Here is a 22005-nt window from a genome sequence, read left to right as displayed (position 1 = left end):
GGGCCCGCCGCCCGGGCCGCCGCGCCCGGCCGCCCGCCGGACCGCTCCGGCATGTATCACCGCACCCGAAAGGAACCACCCATGACCGTCCTCCGCCTCGCCCCCGCCGTCGGGGACGCCTTCCCCGGCACGCTCCTCGCCCTGGTCACCGCCGCCGGACTGCGTGGCCGTACGCCGTGGCCCGGTACGGCCGCCGCACTGGAGGAGCTGGAGCGGAGCTGCGCCGAGGACGGCTGGCGGCCCGCCGACGAGAGCGATCCCCGCATCGAGGCGTGGCACGCCGCCTACCGCTCCTTCGGCACCAATCCGCGCCGGGTCCGCCCCAGCGTCGACGCGCTCGGCCGCCGCCTCGCCAAGAAGGGCGCGCTGCCGCGCATCAACCCGGCCGTCGACACGTACAACGCCGTCTCCGTCCGGCACGGGCTGCCCGCGGGCGCCTTCGACCTGGAGCGGGTCACGGGCGACATCGACATCCGGTACGCGGACGGTAGCGAGTCCTTCACCCCGCTCGGCGCCCCCGACGCGGTGGAGAACCCGGCGCCCGGCGAGATCATCTACACGGACACCACCGGCGTCCTGACCCGCCACTGGAACCACCGCGACGCCCACCGCACCCGCGTCACCGAGGACTCCGCGCACGTCCTCTTCGTCCTCGAAACCCTCCGCGCCCCGGACGACGGCCCCCTCGTCGAGACCGCCGCCACCGAGCTGGCGGAACTGCTCGCCCCGCACGCCGACCGGACCGCCGTGACCTACCTCGACCCGGCCCGGCCCCAGGCCGCCGTCCGGCTCTGAGCCGCCCGGCTCCGGGCCGCGCCCGCCCCGGTGCGGGCGCGCTGGAGACCACCGCCGTCGAACTCCCCGTCACCGCGGACGCCCCCCCGCCGGGTCGATGCCGTCCGCGCCGCCGGGAGGACACCCGCGTCCTCGCCGACGCCGTGGCCGACCGCACCGGGAGCGCGCCGGGCCCCGGCGCCTGACGGATCCGGTGGCTGACGGGCCGGCCGCCCGGGGAACCGCGCGGGCGGCCGGCCCTGCGTCAGCTCTGCTGCCGGCGGAGCCGGCGCATCTCGCGGTCGACGCTCCAGGCGTCGGCGACCGGGCCGAGGTGGCGGAGCTTGTCCGGGTTGAGCACCCCGCGGACGGTCTGCACCCGGCCGTCGAGCACGTCCAGCACCAGAGTGTGGAGCACCTTGCCGTCCCCGGTGCGGAAGACCGCGCCCGGATGGCCGTTGATCTCGTGCGGTTCGAGGACCACCCCGACCCGGGACATCCAGGGGAAGACGGAGCCGAGCAGCCGGGCCACCTTCTCGGCGCCGATGACCGCACGGGCCAGTTGCGGGGCCTTCCCGCCGCCGTCGCCGATCATCGTCACGTCCGTGGCGAGCAGCTCCCGCAGACCGTCGACGTCGCCCTCGCGGAGCGCCGCGAAGAACCGGGACGCCAGCTCCTCCTGCTCCGCGCGGACCGCCGCGAACCGCGGCCGCCCGTCCGCCATGTGCCGCCGCGCCCGCACCAGTAGCTGACGGCAGGCCGCGGGCGACCGCTCCACCGCGGCGGCGACCTCGTCGAACCCGAAGCCGAACACCTCCCGCAGGACGAACACCGCCCGCTCCGGCGGACTGAGCCGCTCCAGCAGCAGGAGCGCCGCCATCGACAGCGAATCGGCCAGCTCCGCCGACCGCTCCGGATCCTGGTACGGATCGCTCAGCAGCGGCTCCGGGAACCACGGCCCCACATACGCCTCCCGCCGCACCCGCGCCGACCGCAGCACATCGATCGCGATCCGCGTCACCGCCGCCGACAGATATGCCTTGACCGACGCGGGCCGGGTCGCCGCACCGTCGAACCGCAGCCAGGTCTCCTGAACCGCGTCCTCCGCCTCCCCGACGCTGCCCAGAATCCGGTAGGCGAGCGAGAAGAGCAGCGGCCGCAGCTCCTCGAACTCCTCGACCTTGCTCACACCGCGTCCTTTCCGTGGAGCTGCCCCGGTACGTACTCACCCGCGGGCTGCCGGGTGAGGACGTTCAGCCGGTTCACCATGTTCATGAACGAGATCAGGATCACCAGGGCGGTGAGCTGTTCCTCGTCGTGGTGTGCGGCGGCCCGGGCCCACACCGCGTCACCGACCCCGCCGGCCGCGTCCGCGACCCGGGTGCCCTCCTCGGCCAGTTCCAGCGCGGCGCGTTCCGCCTCGGTGAAGACCGTGGCCTCCCGCCACGTGGCCACCAGCGCCAGCCGCACCGCGCTCTCCCCGGCGGCCGCCGCCTCCTTGGTGTGCATGTCGACACAGACCGCGCAGCCGTTGAGCTGACTCACCCGCAGCGCCACCAGCTCCTGCGTCGCCGCGGGCAACGGCCCCTCCCGCAGCGCCTGCCCCGCCGCCATCAGATGCCGGAAGGACCTCGGGGCGTCCGGGCCGGTGGTGAAGGTCAAGCGTGCGTCCATGTGTGCTCCTCCGTACTCGTCGATCACTCCGTACCTGGGACGAGACGGCGCGGCCGCCTGTGACACGTACCGATGTGAGCTGTGTCTCACCCGGCGGCGGCGAGTCCGGACAACTGCCGCCATGGCGCGGCCGATCGGCCCGGGCGGCGGGTCCCGGCGGGAACACCCTAGGGTTCTCGCCTGTGACCGATTCTGTGACCGACTCTTCCCGCCACCTCGAAACGACGGCGGACGCCTACGACGCCGTCGCCGGGCTCTACGCCGACCTCGTCCGCGGCTCGCTCGACGGACTCCCGCTGGACCGCGCCGTGCTCGCCGCCTTCGCCGACCTCGCCCGGACCCCCGACCCCGGGCCCGTCGCGGAACTGGGGTGCGGCCCCGGATATCTGACCGCGCACCTGCGGGACCTGGGACTGGACGTCTTCGGCGTCGACCTGTCGCCGGCGATGATCGAACTGGCCCGTGAGACCTACCCGGACCTGCGGTTCGAGGTCGGCTCCATGGACGCCCTGGATCTGGCCGACGGCACGCTGCGCGCCCTCGTCTCCTGGTATTCGGTGATCCACACCCCGCCCCGTGAACTGCCCCGGTACTTCGCCGAGTTCCGCCGGTTGCTGGCACCGGGAGGCCACCTCCTGCTCGGCTTCTTCGAGTCGGAGGGCGGGCCGGTCACCCCGTTCGACCACAAGGTCACGACGGCCTACCGCTGGCCGATCGACGGCCTCGCGGAACTGGCCGATGACGCCGGGTTCACCGAAGTGGGCCGGATGCTGCGCGAACCGGGCGAGGGCGAGCGGTTCCGCCGGGGCCATCTGCTGATGCGCAAGGGCTGAGCCAGGGCCGGGCGCCAGGGTCTCCCGGCCCGGCCCTTCTGGCCCGGCCCTTTCCGGCCCGGCCCCTCCTGGCTCGTTCCTCCTGGCCCGGCGCGCTGCGTGGCGCGCCGGGCCGGGCCCTTCCCGGGGGCTTTCCGCCCCCGCTCCTTCCCCGGCTGGAGCGTCTGCCGCCGTTCCCTTCCCCGGCTGGACGTTCCGCTGCCGCGCCCCCGCCGGTGGAAGCTCCCGCGACACCGGTCGGCCCACGCGCTCCCCGCCCGCCCAGGCCGGGGCGGGGGCACCGCCCCGGGGCCCGTGACCGGCGTCGGCCCGCAGCCCAGAAGAGGGCGAAATTCCGTACGGCACAGCCGAGTTGTCCGGCCGTCGCGCTCGGCCCCGGCGGCGCCCCGGCCCTCACCGCCCCGGACGGCCGCCGCCGCCCGGCCTCCCTCGCCGCCGCCCCGGGCGCCTCCCGTCACCCCACCGCGAACGGGATCACGCTTCCCGATGACGCGGTATGGACGCGCCGCGCGGAACGGCTCTAGCCTGGCGTTGGTCTAGACCGCAGCCGGTTTCGCGGTCCTTTTCGCGTGCCGTGGTGTTCCACCGGCCTGTGCGGCGGCGCCGCCCAACAGGCCCGCTCGGTAAGGCAATTCCCCCACAGCGGCTGCCCGCTGCCCGGTGTTCCGGCGTCCGGTGTGTCCGTCCGGTCCCGTAGCCCGGCGCAGGTGCGGCCGCGCGAAGGAGTTCCGGATGAGATCACGTATCGCCGCCCTGCTCAGCGTCGCCACTTTGGCCGCGGGCGTGGCCGTACTGGCGCCCGCCGCCCCCGCGGGCGCCGCGCCCGGGTGTTCCCCGACCGCCTTGACCTGCATGAATGCCGCTACCAAGGCCGAGGGATTCGTCGTCAGCGAGGCCCAGTTCAACCAGATGTTCCCGAACCGGAACGCGTTCTACACGTACCAGGGGCTGACCGACGCGCTCAGCGCCTACCCGGGGTTCGCGAACACCGGGAGCGACACCGTGAAGCGGCAGGAGGCCGCCGCGTTCCTCGCGAACGTCAGCCATGAGACCGGCGGTCTCGTCTACGTCGTGGAGCAGAACACCGGCAACTACCCGCACTACTGCGACGCCACCCAGCCCTACGGCTGCCCCGCGGGCCAGGCCGCCTACTACGGACGTGGCCCGATCCAACTGAGCTGGAACTTCAACTACAAGGCGGCTGGTGACGCGCTCGGCATCGACCTGCTGAACAACCCGTCGCTGGTGGAGAAGGACCCGGCCGTCGCCTGGAAGACCGCCCTGTGGTACTGGAACACGCAGAAGGGGCCGGGCACCATGACGCCGCACGACGCGATGGTCAACGGCGCCGGCTTCGGCGAGACGATCCGCGCCATCAACGGGACCATCGAGTGCAACGGCGGCAACCCCGACCAGGTGCAGAGCCGGATCAACAGCTACCAGAGCTTCGTGCAGATCCTGGGAACCGTACCCGGGGACAAGCTGAGCTGCTGAGCTGCTGAGCGCGCGAGGGGCACCGCCACGGCGGTGAGCGGTCCGTGTGCCGGGCCGGGACCCGCAGGTCCCGGCCCGGCACACGGACCCGCGACTTCTGCTGATCAAGCGTCAACTACCGCTGGATTCCGCGAACTTCACCGAGAAGGCCGTGAAGTCGTACGCGCCCTGCGGCACGCTGCTGCAGGTGCCGGACGTCTTGCCGTTGTTGTCCGGCGGGGTGCACTGACGGTCCCGGTTGACCGACCAGTTCGTCAGACGCGCCATGCGGTGGGAGACCGCGAAGTCCAGCACCTTCTGGAAGTCCTTCTGGGTGAAGAACTCCCCGGTGTCGCTGCGTCCGTTCATCTGGGAGATGCCCTCGTGGGCGTAGGCGGTGGCCTCGTCCCAGCCGAAGGTGGACCGCAGGAGAGCGTTGAACTTCGTCAGCGCCGCGGTCTGGGAATCCGCGCCGTCGAAACCCCCGTCGAACGGCATGATCGAGAAGTTGTCCGGGGTGAAGGACTGGGATTTCGCCTCGTTCAGCATCTGCTTGCCGAACCAGCCGGTGCCGTCGGCCGTACCCGCCGTGGTGACGGAGAGGTAGAGCCCGGGGTTCTCCCGCTGGAGGATCTTGGCGGCGCCGATCTCGTTGTGGATGGCGGCGGTGTTCTCGTACTCCGGCTCCTCCAGGTCGAAGTCGAGCGCCTTGAGGCCGTACTTGTCGATGGCCTTCTGATAGGCGGCGGCCGTCGCCTCGGGGGTGCCGCAGGTCTGGCCGAGTTTGGTGCCGCCGTAACCGCCGACGGAGGCGGAGACGTCGCCGCCCTTCGCGCGGATCGCGTCGATGACCTTCGCCACCGCGGTGTCCTTGTCCACCGGGCTGGTGCCGTCCCACGTCGGCGAACAGCCACCGCCGTTCGGCGCCAGGAGGAAGGCGAGCTGGAACGCCTTGAGGCCGGTGGCGTCCATCACCGCTCCCGCGTCCGGCGGGTCGTTGTCGAGCGGCATGAGGTAGGGCGCCGCGGCGTACCACTTGCTGTCCAGGGCCGTCGGCCGTGGCGCGGCGGTGCGGTCCGCGCCGAGCGCGGATCCGGCGGCGGTGAGCGCGAGGCAGCACGCGGCGACGGCGGCGACGGTCGTTCCGGGGCGACGAGCGGGCACATGACCTCCCAGGGAGAGATGGTCCAGACCAATCGCTCCATAGCGTGGACCCCGCTCCGGGGCGCGTCAATACACCGGACCCGACGGCATACGGATGGCGGCAGACGGACAAGGCGGGCCCCGCACCGGAAGTGACCGGTGCGGAGCCCGCCCGTGAGGTGTGTGGCGCACGGCGCTGATTCGGCGGAGGAGGACGCCGGGTCAGGGGTGGCGGCCGGATGGGTCGGAACGGCGCGAAGGACACCCCTCCCCGCGGCCGGTGCCCGTGAAGCCCCTCACCCGGACGCCGGTTCACCCAGCCGGAACTTCTGCGCCGCGGAGCCGTCGCAGTCCGCGAGGCGCAGCCGGGTGCCGTTGGCGGTGGCGCCGCCGGGGGATTCCAGGCAGCGGCCGGACCGCGGGTTGTGCAGCGAACCGTCGGCGCGCTGCCGCCAGACCTGGCCGCCGGCGCCGTCGCAGTCCCACAACTGGACGGGGGTGCCGTCGGCCGTGCCGTTGCCCTCGATGTCCAGGCACCGGCCGATCGTGCTCAGCGAGCCGTTGGTGTGGTGGTGCCAGTGCTGGTCCTCGGCGTAGGTCTGGCAGTCCCAGAGCTGGACGGCGGCGCCGTTGGTGCCGGTGTCGTCCGCGGCGACGTCCACGCACCGGCGACCGGGGCCGGTGATCGTGGACTGGGGGCCGTTGGGCTCGTCCGTCCGGCCGGAGTAGCCGACGGAGACGACGTTGGCCTGGACCGCCTTCTCGGCCGCGTCGGTCGGGTAACCGGCGACCATCACACCCTCGAAGAACGTGCCCCGGTTCCAGTTGCTGTTGTCGCCGCCGGTGCCGAGGATGATGCCGCCTTCCTGATGCATGGGTTCGTAGCCGCCGCGGTCCGGCAGCGGGCCGTCCCACCAGGTCGACAGCGCACCCTTTTGCGCGTCACCGCCCTTCAGGGCGTACGTGGTGCGCCCGTCGTTCTTCAGCACGGCCGTCACGAACGGGCTCCGGTTCCCGGTGTTCGCGGTGTTGGAGCCGTTCGCGCCCTGGAACATGCCGTTCTCCAGGTCCGCCTCGACCCAGGGGCCCGAACCGCTGCACGGCGCGAAGTAGCAGGTCGTGGCGATGCTCACGGCGTCCATGTGGCCGTTGCCGGTGTCCGCCGGGGTGGCCTCGGCGTTGCCGTAGTCGAAGCAGCAGGCGGACCCCACATGGGTGCCGCTGGCCACCATGTAGGCGCCCTCGGGCCGCCCGTTCACGGCGGTGCCCGAGCCCGCGCCGTGGTTGCGGTAGCCGACGCCCGGCGAGATCCAGATGCCGTAGACCTTGTGCCCGCCCGCCCGCACCGCGATCTCGGCGGCGTCGGCGCCGCGGTCGGGCCCCATACCGGCGGTGCCCGCCGGGCCCGGATCGAGGTCGTTGTGGTGCGCGGTCTGGTCGTAGACCCGGGTGATGGCGCAGGTCGTGTCGGAGCAGAACGCGTCCTGGCGGGCGGCGTCGGCGTAACCGCCCCGGGACAGCAGGCCGATGTCGGAGGTGGCGCCGTCCGACGCCCGGGTCACCTGGTAGAGCGGCCCGTCGTAGGACGACAGCAGGGCGCGGGTGGTGCTGTGCGCGGCGACGCACGGGGTGCCGGTCCCGCCGTAGATGTCGCACGGCAGCGGGGCGGCCGCCTGCGACACCGACGGCAGCCCGATCAGCGCGACGACGACGATCCCCAGGGCCGCCAGCGCGGTCATCAGATGCCGTCGGCGACTGCGCGCCGGGGGCCGGAGAAGGGCGGGTAGGGCGGCGGATTTCCTGGTGCGCATGGTGTCTCCCCGGGTGAGCCGGTACGGAGTCGGAGCGCAATCAGCCTACGCAGCCAGGGAGTTGAACGGCCGTATGATGCCGGCCGGAGTCACGAGCCGCCGCCCGGCCTGTTACGTACGGTCCGGGCCCCCGACCAGCGTCCAGGGGCTGGGGGTGGCCAGCGCCTGCCGGGGCCTGCTCCGCGCCCAGTGGCGTACGGAGGTGGCCAGCACCGCGCCCGGATCGCGCACCGGCCGGGTGGGGGTGAAGGGCTCGGCCATGCTCGTATAGCTCTGGAACATGGCGAGCAGATCGACCGCCTGCTGCTGCACCGGTGAGAGCCACTGCCGGGCCAGCGGCAGGAAGAAACGGTTCCAGCTCTCGGTGGGGACCGTCGGGGGGACGGCGACGGGGGCGACGCCGTGCGCGGCGCGGAACGCGTTGACGGTGTCGCAGGCGATCCGCACCAGTGAACCGAGCCGCAGGGCGGCCGGGCCCGCGGCGAGGGTCTCGGTGCGCGGAGCGGCCGGGGCGGGGCCCAGGGCCGCCGCCACGATCGCGTCGGCCACGTCGTCCAGCGGACTGATCTCCGCGTAGCCGTCCGGGTCGCCGACGACGACGGCGGCGAGGCCGGAGACCAGCGCCGGGAAGAGCGTGTAGGGGCCGGAGAACCGCGAGATGCGGCCGTCGGCGCGGCCGCCCATGATCAGCGGCGGGCGGACCACGGTGACCGGCCCGCGGTGTTCGGCCGTGACGATCTCCTCGCAGACCGCCTTGGACCACTCGTAGCCGTTGCGGTACCCCTCGAACTCGGGGCCGCGCAGATCATCGGGGTTGCGTACGCCGCCGACGTAGGCGGTGGAGACGTGGACGAGATGGGTGGCGGGCCCGGCCAGGGCCAGGACGGCGCGCAGCGGGCGGATGTTGGCGTCGAGGGCCTCGGTGCGGGAGAGCGTCCAGCGTGTCGAGGCGGCGGTGTGCACGATGACGTCCCAGGGGCCGGCCAGCTCCGGCGGGGCCGGTTCGGCGCCGAGGTGCCAGCGGACCACAGGGCGGGAGGCGGCACGGCGTGCGACGCCGGTGAGGCGGGTGCCGGGCGGCGCGGCGGCGCGCAGGCGGTCGGCGACCTCCGTGCCGACGATGCCGGTCGCCCCGGTGAGGAGGATGCGCATGACGGGCTCCTTGCCGAAGAGGACGGGTCAGTGCCCGGGGGTCAGCACGAGACAGGCGTTCTGCCCGCCGAAACCGAAGGAGTTGGACAGCACGGGCGCGAGGGCCACCTCCCGCGGCGCCCCGGCGACCACGTCGATGAGGTCGGCGTGGGCGTTGCGGGCGAGGTTGGCGACCGGCGGGACGGTGCGGCGCGCGGCGCAGACCAGCGCGACGGCGGCCTCCAGCGCCCCGGAGCCGCCGATGAGATGCCCGGTGACCCCCTTGACGGAGGTCACCGGCGGCGGCCCGCCCGCGAAGGCGCGGTGCAGGGCGAGCGCCTCGGCGCTGTCGTTGAGCCGGGTGGCGGTGCCGTGCGCGTTGATGTGCCCGATGTCGCCGGGGCGCAGCCCGGCGTCGGCGACGGCACCGGCCATACAGGCGGCGGCAGCGGCGCCCTCCGGATGCGGCGCGGCTATGTGGAACGCGTCGGAGTTGGTCGCGTAACCGGCGACCTCCCCGTGGATGCGCGCCCCGCGGGCGAGCGCCGACTCCCGCCGCTCCAGGACGAGCAGGGCCGCGCCCTCACCCATGACGAAGCCGTCACGGTCCGCGTCGAAGGGGCGGCTGGCCTCACCGGGCGCGTCGTTACGCAGGGACAGCGCCCGCATCCGGGCGAACGAGCTGATCATGATGGGGGTGATCGCCGCGTCGAAACCACCGGTGACCACCGCGTCCAGCTCCCCGTGCCGGATCCGGCGCAGCGCCTCCCCGATCGCGTTGGCGCCACTGGCGCACGCCGTGGTGTGGGTGAGGCACGAGCCCAGGAAGCCGTACCGCATGGCGATGTGCGCGGCCGCCGAATTGGCCATGGCCCGCGGGACGGTGTGCACCGGCATCCCCATCGGATCGGCGCCGTGGTGCAGAGCGGTCGCCTCCATGGTGGGCAGTCCGCCGATACCGGTACCGAGGTGGACGCCGACGCGCTCCGGCGGCAGCTTCGGCAGCGCCGCGTCCCGGAGGGCGTCGGCGGCGGCGCACAGGGTCAGCATGGTGCCGCGGTCGATCTGCCGGAGTTCACGGCGGCTGAGGTGGGGCGCCAGGTCGAAGTCCGGCACCCGGCAGGCGAAGCGCACCGGCGCGCCCCGCTCGATCAGTTCGCCGACGGGCGCGGCGGTCGGCGTCGCCGCCATGACGGTGGCGAGCACCTCGTCGAGGGTGTTGCCGGCCGGTGTCCGGACGCCGATGCCGGTGACGACGGCGCGGTGCCGGCCGGCGGGATGCGGGGGAGATGTCACCGGCCGGCCTTCCTTTCGGCCAGCAGGGCGATGGCGTGGCCGACGTTCTCGGCGCGGATCAGGTCCTCGGGGGAGATCTGGACGCCGAGGGCCCGCTCCAACTGGGCGCCGATCGCCATCAGCTCCAGACTGTCCACGCCGTGATCGGCTTCGAGGTCGGTGTCGTCGGTGATGTCGTCGGGCGCGGTGCCCAGCACGTCGGCGATGGCCGCCCGGACGGTACGGGCCAGTTCGGGGCCGGTGGCGGAAGTCTGCGGGGCTGCGGGGTCGGTCACGTCGTCTCTCCTGGGAGCGGTCGGAGGGTGCCGGGTCAGCCGGCGGTCGGGGTGCGGCCCGCCCCGTCGAGGGCGGCGTCGAGGATGTCCAGGGCCCTTTCCAGCTCATCGGGCGTGGTGGTCAGCGGCGGCAGCAGCCGTACGGTCGTGGGGCGGCTCAGGCAGGGCGAGACCAGCAGATCGGCGTTGGCCAGCCCGACGACGACCTCACCGGCGGCCTGCGGCGCGGTGAAGTCGATGCCCCACAGCAGGCCCCGGCCCCGGAAACCGCTCATGACGTGCGGATGGCGTTGGTGGAGGACGCGCAGACCGGTGGCCAGCCGCTCGGCGAGCAGCCGCCCGTGACCGGCCAGTTCCTCCACCGCGGTCAGCGCGGCGGGCAGGGCGGCGCAGCTCAGCGGATGCCCGCCGAACGTCGCCGAGTGCAGGAACGGATCGGCCGCCAACGGCGCGTACAGCTCCTGTGAACAGACCATCGCGGAGAGCGGGACGACGCCGCCGCCGAGCGGTTTGCCGACGAGCACCGCGTCGACGGGGAGCCCTTCGGCGAGGGCGACCGAACGCTCCCCGCAGCGCCGCAGCCCGCACTGGATCTCGTCGGCGATCACGAACGCGCCGTGCGCCTGCGCGTCGTGCGTCCACCGGGCCAGCACCTCGGGGGAGAGCGGCACGGCGCCGTTCTCCCCCTGGACGGGCTCGAAGATCAGCGCGGCGACCGGCCCCCGGGCGCACTCGCGGCCGACCGCCCCGGCGTCGTCGGCGTCGAGGTGGACGACGTCCGTGGTGCAGCCGCGCAGCCCCGCGCGGAACAGCGGATGGTGGGTGAGCGACAGCGCGCCGATCGTCTTGCCGTGGAAGCCGCCGCGCACCGCCAGCACCCGGTCCCGGCCGGAGGCGAGGCGGGCGAGCTTGACGGCGACCTCCACGGCGTCGGCCCCGTTGAGCCCGAAGTGGACCTTGGGCAGGGCGCCGCCGAGGTACTCCGCGAGAACGGCGGCGGCCCCCGCGCTGACGGGGTTGGCCAGACTCCGGGTCGAGGCGGGCTGCACCGCGAGCTGCCGCCGCACGGCGGCGGTGACCGCGGGGTGCCGGTGGCCCAGCAGAGTGACGGCGTACGAACCGAAGTCCAGGGCCGTGCGGCCGTCGGAGAGGGTGACCCACGAGCCCGACGCGGCCGACTCCACGGCGCCCCGCCCGGCGAACTTGCCGGTGAGGGCGAGCTTGGGCGACTGATGCCGGCGCACCTGCGCGAAGACCGCGGACGGCAGGTCGCCCCCGGGCGGCGCGGTCATGCGCGGTCTCCTCGGGGGAGCGGCGCGGTGCCACCGGTCAGGCGGCGCTCCAGCGCCCTGAGCATCTGCTCGGCGTTCTCCCGCAGCGCGGTGGCGGCGACGGGGTTGAGCATCTCGGCCAGCAGCGGAATACCGATGTCGAACTCGACGTGCAGCGACACCAGACTGCCGCCGTCGTCGCCCGGGCGGATGGCCCAGTGGCCGACGAAGTGCGCGAGATCGCCGCTGACCTGGTGGAAGTCGAAGCGCCTGGCCACCTCGTCGAGCCGCTCGGCCTCGGTCCATTCGAGGACCGAACCCTTGAGCCGCACCGACCAGGCGGTGGTCCGCTCCCGCGGCCCGGTCCACCCGGTGATCGTCAGCGACTCCACGTTCGCCATGCACGCGGGGTAGCTCTCGACGTCGACGACGGCGGCCCAGCTCCGGTCCGGCGGGGCGGCGATAGGGATCTCTACTTCGACACGGGGCATGAAGTCCCTTTCCGTGAACGGTGGTTGAGGGGCGTCGGGAGTCTTCAGGACCGGGGTGCGAGCGTCCGGGTGAGCGCCGCGCCGAGGGCGCGCGGCAGCAGCCGGCGCAACACCGCGCGCGGCAGCGGACGCAGATGGGTCAGGGCGTAGCGCTGCTCGACCAGCGCGCACCCCAGCTCCCGCTTCGGCTCGTAGGCGGTCTGGGCGAACCGGATGTGCCGGCACCCGCGGGCGATGGCCAGTTCGATCGCCGCGTAGTGGACGTGGTGGTAGAGGTGCGCCTCGTGCGCCAGCCGGTAGTCGAGCCCGATCCGCGCCCCGACCGCGCCGTCACCGCGGAAGAGACAGTGCAGATACGCGACGAGCCGGTCCCCCTCGAAACAGGCCACCAGCCGCTGCTCCGGGCCGCCGGGCCGCGCCAGCGCCCGCAGGAAGGACGCGTCGAGGACGTCGAGGGTCTGCTCGGCCCGCGCCATCACCTGCCGGTACAGCTCCAGCATGTCCGGGACGAGGCCGGTGAAGTCGTCGAGCACCTCGATCCGCAGGTCATCCCGGGCCCGGAACTTCCGCACCTTGCTGCGGACGTTACGGCGCGCCTTGGCGGGGAGCGCGGCCACATAAGCGTCGAACGAGGCGTATTCCAGGGCGAGTTCGGTGTCGGGCATGCTCGGCAGGAGGAAGAATCCGGCCGGTTCCAGGGCCGGCCGCAGGGCCGCCAGCTCGCCGGGGGCGAAGTCCTTGAGGACGACGGTGCCGAGCCGGTGGCGCCGCGCGTGGTCGAGCACCGTCCGCACCAGCAGCCGGGCGACCGGCGCGGACAGCGGCCCGCGGCTCAGGACGTGCCCCTGGCCCAGGAAGTTGCCGCAGAACAGCATCGGCACCCGCAGCACCCCGGGACACAGCCGCCGTACGGGGGCCAGCAGCCGCCGCTCCCGCTCGCCCACGACCCGGTCCAGGCGCAGCCCGCGTACGGCCGCCAGCGGCAGGAGCGCGACCGTCCGGCCCGCCTCGCGGACCACCGCGTAGGCGTAACCGTCCGGGCCGATGGCGCCGCGCTCCATCGCCGCGAACACCTCCCGCGCCCACATCGGATCGTCCGGCGGGGCCAGCGCGTCCCACGTCGCGGCGGGGACCGCGTCGATACCGGTCAGAATCTCGGCCGTGAGGCCGCTCGCCGGATGCATCGCGTCACCCGACCCGCAGGGCCTGGCCGTCCAGGGCCGCGCACAGCGCCTCGGCCGCCGTGCCGCGCGACGGCGGGTGGAAGGTGAGGCCGGTCGCGGCCGAGGCGAGGTAGCTGCCCTCGTCGGAGCCGATGAAGGACATCCCGCCGAGCGCGGCCAGCGCGAGAGGTGTGGCACGGGCGATGGCGTCCTGCGCGGCGTAACGCGCCGTCAGCGCCTTGACCAGCAGCGCCTCGCCCCACTCCGCGCGCTCGCCCATCTCCCGGGCCACGGCCTCCACCGCCAGCATGGCCGCGTCGAGCCCGGTGACGAGCCCGGCCCGGTCGGCGGCCGTGCCCCCGCCGCGCCGCAGCACCCGCTCCACCAGCGCACCGGCCGTGCCCAGATACCCCGCCGTCATCAGCAGCTCGAACCAGAGGAAACCCGCGATGTGCAGGGCGTCCAGCGCGGAGTCGGCGGTGACGCCGGTGGCGAGAACCATCTGCGGATCCAGCACGACATCGGTGAGCACCACCTCCTCGCTCTCCGCACCGGCCAGCACGGAGTTCCCCCAGAAGGGCCGTACGGACACCCCGTCGGCCCCCGCGGGCACGACGGCCACCGCCAGCCGCTCGGTGCCGTCCGCGTCGGTCAGCGTCACGGACGCGGTGAGGATGTCCATGGAACGGGCCAGGCTGCACGGCTTCTTGCTGCCGTTGAGCACGACACGGCCGTCGCGCACCTCGGCGGTGATGGCCGGCCGCAGCACCGACTGACCGGTGCGGCCCTCCGCGAAACCGGACGCCAGCAGCAGCCGGTCGCCCACGACGGCCTCCAGCAGCATCCACGCGAGACCGGCGTCGTGCCGGGTCGCCGCCACCAGCCCGGCCACCGAGAAGTGGTGCATCGTGGTGGCGACGGCCAGCGACGGGCAGCGGGCGCCCACGGCCCGCTGGAGCCGGACGGCCTCCAAGGGGCTCGCGCCGATACCGGTGTGCTCCGCGGGCACCAGCAGACCGGCGCCCCCGGCGTCCCGGAACGCCGCGACCGCGGGGGAGCCGGGCCGCTCCAGCACGGCCAGCGGATGGGCGGCGAGCGCGGCATCGAGGCCGGGCAGCAGCCGTTCGAGCACCTCACGCTCGGTGTCCAGGAAGCTCATACGGCGGTGGCCTTTCCGGGAGGGGTGACGGCCGGCCCGCCGGCGGCGGGACCGTGGCTGACGGGCAGGTCCTCGAAGACCCGGAGGCTGAACGACTCCCGGCGCACCGGCTCCCCGGCCGGCGCCAGACGGGGGAAGCGGGCGAGCAGCCGCCGCAGCGCCACCGCGCCCTCCATCCGGGCCAGGGCGGCGCCCAGGCAGTAGTGCGGACCGCCGCTGAAGCTGAGCACCTTGGTGCCGGTGCGGGTCACATCGAAACGGTGCGGGTCCGGGTGGAGCGCCGGATCGCGGTTGGCGGCGGTCAGCACGGCGGTGACGTTGGCGCCCTCCGGCACCCGTACGCCGCCGATCACGTCGTCCCGCCCGGCGATGCGCTCGGTCATCCGGACCGGGGTGTCCCACCGCAGCGCCTCCTCGACGGCCTGTGGCACCAGCGCGGGATCGGCCGAGACCCGGGCCAGTTGTCCGGGGTGGCGGAGCAGGGCGTGCACGGCCAGCCCCAGCAGACCGGTGGTGGTCTCGAAACCCGCGACGAAGACCAGCAGCAGCGCGTCGGCGAGTTCCCGCGGGGTCAGCGTGCCCTCGTTCTCCCGGGCCAGCGCGGTGGCGAGATCACCGGCCGGTTCGCGCTGCCGCCGCGCCGTCAACTCCTCGAAGTAGCACCGCAGTTGGGTGACAGCGGTGTCCGCCCGCGCCCAGTCCTGCGGGGTGCGTACCGGCTCCAGCAGCCGGCTGGCGTCGCTGCCGAGCGCCCGGAACCGGGCGCGGTCGGCCACCGGCACCCCGATCAGCTCACCGACCACCGCCACGGGCAGCGGATAGCCGATCAGCTCCTGGAAGTTGGCGGTGCCGCCGCCGGAGGTGGCGTCGGCCAGATCGTCGAGCAGACCGTCGGTGATCTCCTCGACGGCGGCTCGCAGCGCGGCGACCCGGCGTGGGGTGAAGCCCTTCCCGGTGAGCCTGCGGAGCCGGGTGTGGTCGGCGCCGTTGGCCCGCAGCATCGAGGAGTAGAAGAAGCCGGCCGCCGGGTGCTCACGCCAGTCCGGCAGATGCTCCTCGCACCAGGACAGGTCGGGGGCGCGGTAGCCGGTGTCGGTGAGGACGGTCTGGCAGTCGGCGTACGTGGTCAGGAAGAAGGTGTCCAGATCCGGGTCGTGGTGGACGGGGGCGGTCCGCCGCAGCGCCTCCAGCGCGGGGTGCGGGTTCTCCCGCCCTTCCGGCGTGAACAGTGAGTGGAGGAGTGCCTGCGCCTGTGGTGCCGGGGAGTTCACGATGCGTACCTCGGGGGTCGGTGCGGATCTCGGTGGCCGGCGGGCGCCGGTGCGGCCGGGCGGTGCTCCGCCGTGGTGGGCGCCACCGCCGCCTGGGATGAAGGTGTTCCGTCACTGCTCCGCCACCGCCCCCTCTCCTGCCGCCCCCGTGCCGTACGGCCGGGGGCGACGTCACGGCCCCGCGACGGCGTCGGCGTACGGCCCGTCATCGCGCCGCCGTTCGCCCGCCTTGTCGCTTCAAAGGACGCTATGTCGCCAGGTTATGGACAGGCAAGGGTGCGAATTCAGACGTTGCGGGCTCCCCGCGTGCCCGCTCCACCCCGACCGGAACTCGCCCCTCGTCCCGCCGGGCCCACCCCATGACCCGTGCCCGTGGGGGAGGCCGAGCGCCGCCGCGGCCGCTGGGCGGCGCCCGGCGGACCGGGGCGGTCGGCCGACGGCGCGGAGGGCGGGCGCCCGAGCGTCATCCCTGCCGGGCCGGCCCCCTCGTGGCGACGTGTCACGGCCCCTCAACGACCCGGTGCGGTCATGGACACGCCCGTTCCGCCCCGCCGTCCGCCCGGAGGCGCTATCCGGCCACCCGCGGGAGCGCGGCGTGCGGGGCGCACGCGGCGGCACCGGAACCACCCGGCTCCGCGACCGGTCCGCGCGGGCGGCGGCTCACCGGGCGGTTCCGCCGGGAAGGGACCGCCCGCACCGGCGTGGGGCACGTACCGGACCGGCGCCCCCGGACCGGCGCCCCCGGACCGGCGCCCCCGGACCGGCCCCCCCGTACGGGCGCCCCCCGCACCGGCCGCCCCGGACCGGGGCCGGGCGATCCGGGACGGCTCCGGTGGGGCCGCGGGGGAGCGGGCGTTAGCTGACGACGCCGTGTTCCCAGGCCCAGGCCGCGATCTCCACCCGGTTGCGGGCCGCGAGTTTCTCCTGGATGCGGCCGAGGTGACTCTTGACGGTGCTGACCGCGAGGGCCAGCCGCTCGGCGATCTCGTTGTTGGTGTGCCCGCGGGCGACCAGCGAGGTGACCTTCAGTTCCTGGCCGGTCAGACGGCGCGCCGCGGCCGCCGCCGCCTCGGCGCGGGGCGGCCCGCTCAGCCGCTCCAGGAGGCGGACGGTCACGGACGGCGAGATGAGGGAGTCACCCTCGGCGGCGGCGTGGACCGCCTCGATCAGCAGCCGGGGGCCGGAGTTCTTCACCACGAAGCCGTTGGCCCCGGCGCGCAGCGCGCCGTAGACGTACTCGTCCAGATCGAAGGTGGTGACGATGACGATCTTCGTGTCGTGCGCCGCGTCCGGGCCCTGGCGCAGACGCTTCGTCGCCTCCAGGCCGTCGAGCTCCGGCATCCGGATGTCCATCAGGCACACATCGGGGCGCAGCCGCTGTACGGCCTCGACGGCTTCGGTGCCGGTGGCCGCCTCGCCGGTCACCGTGATGCCGTCCTGCGCCTCCAGGATGAGCCGGAACCCGGTCCGCACCATCGCCTGGTCGTCGGCGATCACCACTGAGACGCTCACTGCGGGGGCCACTCCTTCGAGGTCGGGGCATGGGCCGGGAGTGGTGCGGGGCGCGGGCGCCGCACCGGCTGCGTTCACCTCAGGGGGAGCGAGGCCGCCAGTTCCCAGCCGCCCTCGGGCATGGGACCGCTGGTCAGTTCGCCGCCCAGTTCGGCGACCCGCTCGGACAGACCGAGCAGGCCGAAGCCGCTGTGCCGGAACCGCGCCCGGCCGCGCTGCTGCCCGGCCGCGTCGTTCCGTACACGGACGACCAGCCGGTCCTCCTCGGTTCCCAGGGCGACGTGCACGGTGGTGGCCGTCCGGGCGTGCTTGCGGATGTTGGTCAGACCCTCCTGGACCACCCGCTCGACGGACCGGGCCACCTGCGGCGACCACGCGGCGCCGTCCGTCCCGTCGGCCACGTCCAGCCAGGCGTGCTGCCCGGGGCCGGGGAAGCGGCGGACCAGCTCCTCGACCGTCGTCATGACGGGGGTGGCCGGGGCCGGAGCCCCGCCGCCCCCGGCGTCGCGCAGCAGCCGGACCATCCGGCCCATCGCCACCAGCCCCTCCTGGCCGGACCGTTCGATGTCGGTGAACACCTCGCGCACCGTCTCCGGGGACCGCCCGGCGATCTGCTCCCCGGCCTGTGCGAGGACGACCACGGCCGTGACGTGGTGGGAGACGTGGTCGTGCAGGTCCCGGGCGAGATCCAGGCGTTCGGACTGCCGCACCCGCTCGGCGGCCGCCCGGCGCCTGCCGTCCTCGGTACGCAGATAGCCGCCCAGCAGGATGCAGCCCACCGCCGGCAGGGTGAACAGCCGGTGGACCGAGCCGATCAGCGGCAGCTCCGTCAGCCCCGGCGCGCGGTCCTCCAGACGCGTCACCGCCACGAACAGCGGCACCACCGACAGCACGAGCGGCCACCGCTGCCCGTACCGGCAGACCACGCACAACAGCCCGAGCAAGCCCAGGAGTTCGGTCCAGCCGGGGGTGCGCTGCGACACCGTGTGCCCCACCAGCGCCGTGGTCAGCGACGAGAGGACCGCGACGGCCACACAGAGCGCGCAGACCTGCCACGTCCGGCCGCTCCGGTACGCCGACAGCGCGACGGCGACCGCGCCCAGGGCCAGGACGCCGCCGGCGAGGACCGCGGCCCCGACGCCGCTGCGGCTGACCACCCCCGCGTCCAGGACGAAGGCGAGCACGCAGGCGCACGCCGCGGCGACGGTCTCCCGCGCGGGGCGGGGGAACGGATGACTCATGGCCAGGAGGTTATCCGCCGCGGGTACGGCGACCCGCACGGCGGAGGGAGCGCGGATACGTACTTTCGGCCGGTATCCGGGCGCGCGAAGACGGACCTGCGGGGGAGGCGGCGGGCGCCGGCGCTGTCCCAGAATGCTCGGGAACGGGTCGTGAGACACCGCGGACAGCCGCGTCCGGGCCGACCGTTCCGCACCACCAGGAGACACCGTGAACCTTCCCGCGTTCCGTAAGCCCGCGATCGTGTCGGCGGTGGCCGGCGCCGTGGCCGTGACGGTCCTGTCGCTCTCCGCCGGCGGTCTGTTCGGCGGAAGCTGGGACGTACGGATGGAGGTGACCGGCCCCGGCACCGCCGATGTCGTCTACAGCTTCTCCGGCGACAGCCAGGGCACGGAGCTGACGGGACGGAACCTGCCCTGGAGCAAGGCGCAGAACGTCGGCTTCGGTTTCAACGACCTCGGGGTCAAGAACGCAACCCCCGGCACCGGTTGCCGCATCTATGTCGACGGCGAGTTGAAGGACGAGCGGACGAAGCCCGACGCCAAGGGCCTCCTGACCTGCTCGGTCAACCTCCAGCAGGACTGAGCCCGCCCGCGGGTGCGCCTCCCGGCACCGGGAGGCGCACCCGCGTCCCGGTGTTCCGCCGCCGTGCGGACGGGGCCGGAGGCGGTGCGCGCGGACGCGACCGCCGCTCCGCGGAATGGCGGCGGCGTGGAACCGTTCCGTGGCGCGAGTGCTCATATATGGGGAACGGGTGTGCGGATGCGGGGCATGTCTGTATGCGTCCTCACGTACACCACGAGTCACGCACGACCTGAACATGACGCACGTCAACAGGTGCCGTTCGCAAGGCACTTGGGATACGAAAGGTCTGCTCGATGAAGATTCGCCGTGCCCTGACGGCCGCCGCCGCGGCGGCCGTGATAGGGCCCGCAACCGTACTCGCCGCGCCCGCCGCGTCCGCCACGGAACCGGTGTCCGGGGCCGGACCCCGGACGACCGCCTCCCCCTCCCAGGACGGGGACGGGGCCGGCCGCCCCGCCCCGGGGACGTCGCCGACCGCCACCCCGACCGCCGGAGAAACCCCCGCGGGGAACGACGGCGCGGGCGAGAACACCGGCGGTGGCGAGGACACCGGCGCCGGCGGGACGGACCAGTCCTGCGCGTTCGAGTCCGACCAGCTCGAGGTGGCGGTCAAGGGGCTGCCGCGCGAGCTGGTCGCGGGCGGTGTCTGGTCCTCCTTCACGCTGACGCTCAGCAACACCACCGGCAAGGCCCTGGAGCAGGTCCAGCCCTACCTGGAAATGGCCTCATCCGAGCAGGTCGACCGGCCGTACTGGGAGATGGAGACCGAGTACCACGACGCCAGGACCGGGAAGTGGGAGTCCTTCCACGACAAGTCCTCCGGGGAGGTCTTCGGCACCTTCGCCCTCGGCGCGCACAGCACCCGCACGCTCGAACTGCGCACCCACATGGTCAAGACCGCCAAGCCCGGCGCCGGATACGCGGTCGCCGCCGGCGACTTCCGCAACGGTGACGGCTCCTGCGGCTCGTCCAAGGAGACCTGGTCCGACCTCAAGCTCCTGCCCGCGGGCGCGAAGCCGACGCAGCCCCCGACCGGCAAGCCCGGCACCCCGGACGAGCCGGGCGCCACGGCCGCTCCCGGCCAGGGTGCCGGGACCGGCGGCGGTACGGGCGGTGGCTCCGGATCCGGCGGCGGCCACGGTCCGCAGGGCGGCGGCCACCTCGCCGTGACCGGTTCCTCGTCCGCGCTCCCGCTCGCGCTCGCCGGCGGCGCCGCACTGGCCGCCGGCGCCGGCACGGTCCTCGTCGTGCGCCGCCGCAAGGGCGCGTCCGCCCCGGGCGCCGCCGCGTAGGCCCGACCGGCCCGCCGGCCATCCGACAACCCGAGGATCCACGGCCTTCCCCCGCACCGGAGCGGAGGCCCGGGGTCCGACGAACGAGAAGAGATCTTCATGAAACTGCGCCGCGCACTGTCGGCCACGGCCGCTACGGCCGCCCTGATTCCCGTGGTGCTCGCCGCCGCGCCCGCCTCCCAGGCGGCCCCGGCCGCGGAACTGCCGTCCTGCAACGAGGTCGGGCGGCCCGCCGACAGCTCCCTCGTGGGCCGCGCGTTCGGCATCCCCGCCCGGGTCGGCCTCGGCGAGTGGACGACGTACACCGCCACGGTCTCCAACTCCTCGGCGCGGGAGCTGAAGTCGTTCCAACTCCAGGGCGACCTGGGCAGTTACGTCTACAACCCGGGTGAGCAGGACCTGACCAAGTACAGCGACCTGCAGTACTGGGACACCTCGGAGAACGCCTGGAAGACGCTGCGCAAGGCCAACGGCGACGCAGGCGGCCCCATCCCCGGCCCGAAGACGCTGAAGCCCCGCGAGTCCGTCCACATGAAGCTGCGCTTCCGGGTGCACAAGGACCTGCCCCTGGACCACCCGTACGACGGGCACACCGCCCTCCAGGGCACCTTCGTCGAGAACTACAAGGGCACGGACTGCCAGGTCACCGGCGGCGCCGGCGCCGGATTCTCCCCTCCCACCGCCTGATACCGGCGGGAGCCGCCGCCGTCAGGGCCGGGCGGCGGCTCCCCGGGCCTCGCGCCCCGGAGACGACCGGTCGCCCCCGGACCCGGCACCGCTGGGCCGGGCCCGAGCGGCACCAACACGCCGACCGCTGCGGGCATCGGGCGGAGACACCCGCGGCGCGGCGCTCCGCGCACCCCGCGGCGCGGCGAACGCCTGCCGCGTCGCACGGGACCGCCTACTCGTGGAAGGCCGTGGTCGACGCGAGCGGAGCCCGCCCGGCCCGCACGCGGTTCACCGGCGCCGTCTCGTCGGCGTACCCGAAGGAGATGCCGACGAGCAGCTTTCCTCCGGTGACGCCGAGTTCGGTGCGGACGGTCCCGGCGTAGAAGCTCAGCAGGCCCTGCGGGCAACTGTCCACGCCGTACGCGGTCATCGCCAGGAGCAGCGTCTGCAGGTAGGCGCCGGCATCCGCGGCCAACCGGGCCTCTCCGTCACCGTGGACGAAGAGGAAGGCCGCGTGCGGCGCGCCGTAGAAACGCAGGCTTTCCGCGTCGTAGGCCGCACGTGCCGTGTGATCGTCGGGGCCGATGCCCAGCGCCCCGTACAGTTCGGCGCCGAACGCCGCCCGGCGTGCCCGGTGCGCCTGCGCGTACATCCCCTCGGAATACGGGAGCTCCACCGAGGTGCGCCGTTTTGCGTGGGCCGTCCGCAGGGCACCGGCCAGGCGCTGACGTGCCGCGCCGCTCACCACCTCCACCTGCCACGGCTGCGTGTTGGAGTTGGACGGCGCGGCGCCGGCCAGCGAGAAGATCCTGCGCATCGTGTCCTCGGGTACGGGTTCCGGACGGAACGCGCGGGTCGCGTGACGGCCGCGTATCAGCTTCTCCGCGCAGTCGCTCAGCTCAGCGGGGACGCGCCTGCTCATGGGACTCCTTGATGACGGAAG

At 74.0% G+C, this 22005-nt stretch carries 21 protein-coding genes; 6 read left to right on the top strand and 15 right to left on the bottom strand.

The window, feature by feature from the left end:
• Positions 1-81 precede the first annotated feature (81 nt).
• Positions 82-795 (top strand): B3/4 domain-containing protein, encoded by a 714-nt coding sequence (locus ACGH2B_RS00610; RefSeq protein ID WP_399082273.1) that lies wholly within the window; start codon positions 82-84, stop codon positions 793-795.
• Positions 796-1039: 244 nt separating this feature from the next.
• Here the strand turns inward: ACGH2B_RS00610 and ACGH2B_RS00605 are convergent, their stop codons facing one another.
• Complete coding sequence (locus ACGH2B_RS00605) at positions 1040-1963, bottom strand: RNA polymerase sigma-70 factor (RefSeq protein ID WP_399082270.1); 924 nt, start codon at positions 1961-1963, stop codon at positions 1040-1042.
• Complete coding sequence (locus tag ACGH2B_RS00600; RefSeq protein WP_399082267.1) at positions 1960-2448, bottom strand: carboxymuconolactone decarboxylase family protein; 489 nt, start codon at positions 2446-2448, stop codon at positions 1960-1962. Before ACGH2B_RS00600 ends, ACGH2B_RS00605 begins: the two co-directional genes overlap by 4 nt.
• Positions 2449-2642: 194 nt before the next feature.
• On the opposite strand from ACGH2B_RS00600, the gene ACGH2B_RS00595 reads away from it, so the two are divergent.
• Entirely contained in the window at positions 2643-3281 is a 639-nt protein-coding gene (locus ACGH2B_RS00595; protein WP_399096597.1) for a class I SAM-dependent DNA methyltransferase, read from the top strand.
• 732 nt (positions 3282-4013) lie between these two features.
• A complete protein-coding gene (locus tag ACGH2B_RS00590) occupies positions 4014-4775 on the top strand; it encodes a chitinase (RefSeq protein WP_399082264.1) in 762 nt (253 codons plus the stop codon).
• 111 nt (positions 4776-4886) lie between these two features.
• Here ACGH2B_RS00590 and ACGH2B_RS00585 read toward each other — a convergent pair whose 3' ends face one another.
• The 12 genes from ACGH2B_RS00585 to ACGH2B_RS00530 all read right to left on the bottom strand — a co-directional run bounded on the left by ACGH2B_RS00585 (position 4887) and on the right by ACGH2B_RS00530 (position 18518).
• Positions 4887-5918: a chitinase gene (locus ACGH2B_RS00585; protein ID WP_399082261.1), complete on the bottom strand. Its 1032-nt coding sequence runs from the start codon at positions 5916-5918 to the stop codon at positions 4887-4889.
• A 275-nt stretch (positions 5919-6193) separates the two neighbouring features.
• Positions 6194-7708, bottom strand: coding sequence for an arabinofuranosidase catalytic domain-containing protein (locus tag ACGH2B_RS00580; protein ID WP_399082258.1), 1515 nt, complete (start codon positions 7706-7708; stop codon positions 6194-6196).
• A gap of 111 nt (positions 7709-7819) precedes the next feature.
• Positions 7820-8860: an SDR family oxidoreductase gene (locus tag ACGH2B_RS00575; RefSeq protein WP_399082255.1), complete on the bottom strand. Its 1041-nt coding sequence runs from the start codon at positions 8858-8860 to the stop codon at positions 7820-7822.
• 27 nt (positions 8861-8887) lie between these two features.
• The gene (locus tag ACGH2B_RS00570) at positions 8888-10135 is read right to left on the bottom strand and encodes a beta-ketoacyl-[acyl-carrier-protein] synthase family protein (protein WP_399082253.1); all 1248 of its coding nucleotides are present in this window, start codon (positions 10133-10135) and stop codon (positions 8888-8890) included.
• Positions 10132-10410, bottom strand: a complete 279-nt coding sequence (locus ACGH2B_RS00565; RefSeq protein ID WP_399082250.1) for an acyl carrier protein — start codon at positions 10408-10410, stop codon at positions 10132-10134. The genes ACGH2B_RS00570 and ACGH2B_RS00565 overlap by 4 nt, the downstream gene beginning before the upstream one ends.
• Positions 10411-10445: 35 nt before the next feature.
• Positions 10446-11702, bottom strand: coding sequence for an aspartate aminotransferase family protein (locus ACGH2B_RS00560; protein ID WP_399082247.1), 1257 nt, complete (start codon positions 11700-11702; stop codon positions 10446-10448).
• Positions 11699-12172 carry a type II toxin-antitoxin system RatA family toxin gene (locus ACGH2B_RS00555; RefSeq protein WP_399082244.1) on the bottom strand — a complete coding sequence of 158 codons (474 nt, stop codon included), beginning with the start codon at positions 12170-12172 and terminating at the stop codon, positions 11699-11701. Before ACGH2B_RS00555 ends, ACGH2B_RS00560 begins: the two co-directional genes overlap by 4 nt.
• A 44-nt stretch (positions 12173-12216) precedes the next feature.
• Positions 12217-13356, bottom strand: a complete 1140-nt coding sequence (locus ACGH2B_RS00550) for a GNAT family N-acetyltransferase (RefSeq protein WP_399082240.1) — start codon at positions 13354-13356, stop codon at positions 12217-12219.
• 4 nt (positions 13357-13360) lie between these two features.
• Positions 13361-14494: an acyl-CoA dehydrogenase family protein gene (locus ACGH2B_RS00545; RefSeq protein WP_399082237.1), complete on the bottom strand. Its 1134-nt coding sequence runs from the start codon at positions 14492-14494 to the stop codon at positions 13361-13363.
• A complete protein-coding gene (locus tag ACGH2B_RS00540; RefSeq protein ID WP_399082234.1) occupies positions 14491-15765 on the bottom strand; it encodes a cytochrome P450 in 1275 nt (424 codons plus the stop codon). Before ACGH2B_RS00540 ends, ACGH2B_RS00545 begins: the two co-directional genes overlap by 4 nt.
• Positions 15766-16620: 855 nt before the next feature.
• Positions 16621-17277: a response regulator gene (locus ACGH2B_RS00535; RefSeq protein WP_399082231.1), complete on the bottom strand. Its 657-nt coding sequence runs from the start codon at positions 17275-17277 to the stop codon at positions 16621-16623.
• A 74-nt stretch (positions 17278-17351) separates the two neighbouring features.
• The gene (locus ACGH2B_RS00530; RefSeq protein WP_399082228.1) at positions 17352-18518 is read right to left on the bottom strand and encodes a sensor histidine kinase; all 1167 of its coding nucleotides are present in this window, start codon (positions 18516-18518) and stop codon (positions 17352-17354) included.
• 208 nt (positions 18519-18726) lie between these two features.
• Between ACGH2B_RS00530 and ACGH2B_RS00525 the strand changes: the two genes are divergently transcribed.
• From ACGH2B_RS00525 to ACGH2B_RS00515, 3 genes are all read left to right on the top strand, one after another.
• Positions 18727-19101 carry an MmpS family transport accessory protein gene (locus ACGH2B_RS00525; RefSeq protein ID WP_399082225.1) on the top strand — a complete coding sequence of 125 codons (375 nt, stop codon included), beginning with the start codon at positions 18727-18729 and terminating at the stop codon, positions 19099-19101.
• A 293-nt stretch (positions 19102-19394) separates the two neighbouring features.
• A complete protein-coding gene (locus tag ACGH2B_RS00520) occupies positions 19395-20393 on the top strand; it encodes an LPXTG cell wall anchor domain-containing protein (protein ID WP_399082222.1) in 999 nt (332 codons plus the stop codon).
• Positions 20394-20492: 99 nt separating this feature from the next.
• A complete protein-coding gene (locus tag ACGH2B_RS00515; RefSeq protein WP_399082219.1) occupies positions 20493-21080 on the top strand; it encodes a hypothetical protein in 588 nt (195 codons plus the stop codon).
• 214 nt (positions 21081-21294) lie between these two features.
• On the opposite strand, the gene ACGH2B_RS00510 is transcribed toward ACGH2B_RS00515, so the two are convergent.
• On the bottom strand, positions 21295-21984 hold the full coding sequence (locus tag ACGH2B_RS00510; RefSeq protein ID WP_399082216.1) for a nitroreductase: 690 nt from the start codon (positions 21982-21984) through the stop codon (positions 21295-21297).
• Positions 21985-22005 lie beyond the last annotated feature (21 nt).

Source organism: Streptomyces sp. BBFR2 (genome assembly GCF_044497305.1).
In the GTDB taxonomy this organism is placed as follows: Bacteria; Actinomycetota; Actinomycetes; order Streptomycetales; family Streptomycetaceae; genus Streptomyces.
This window is presented reverse-complemented; position numbering and strand designations above follow the sequence as displayed.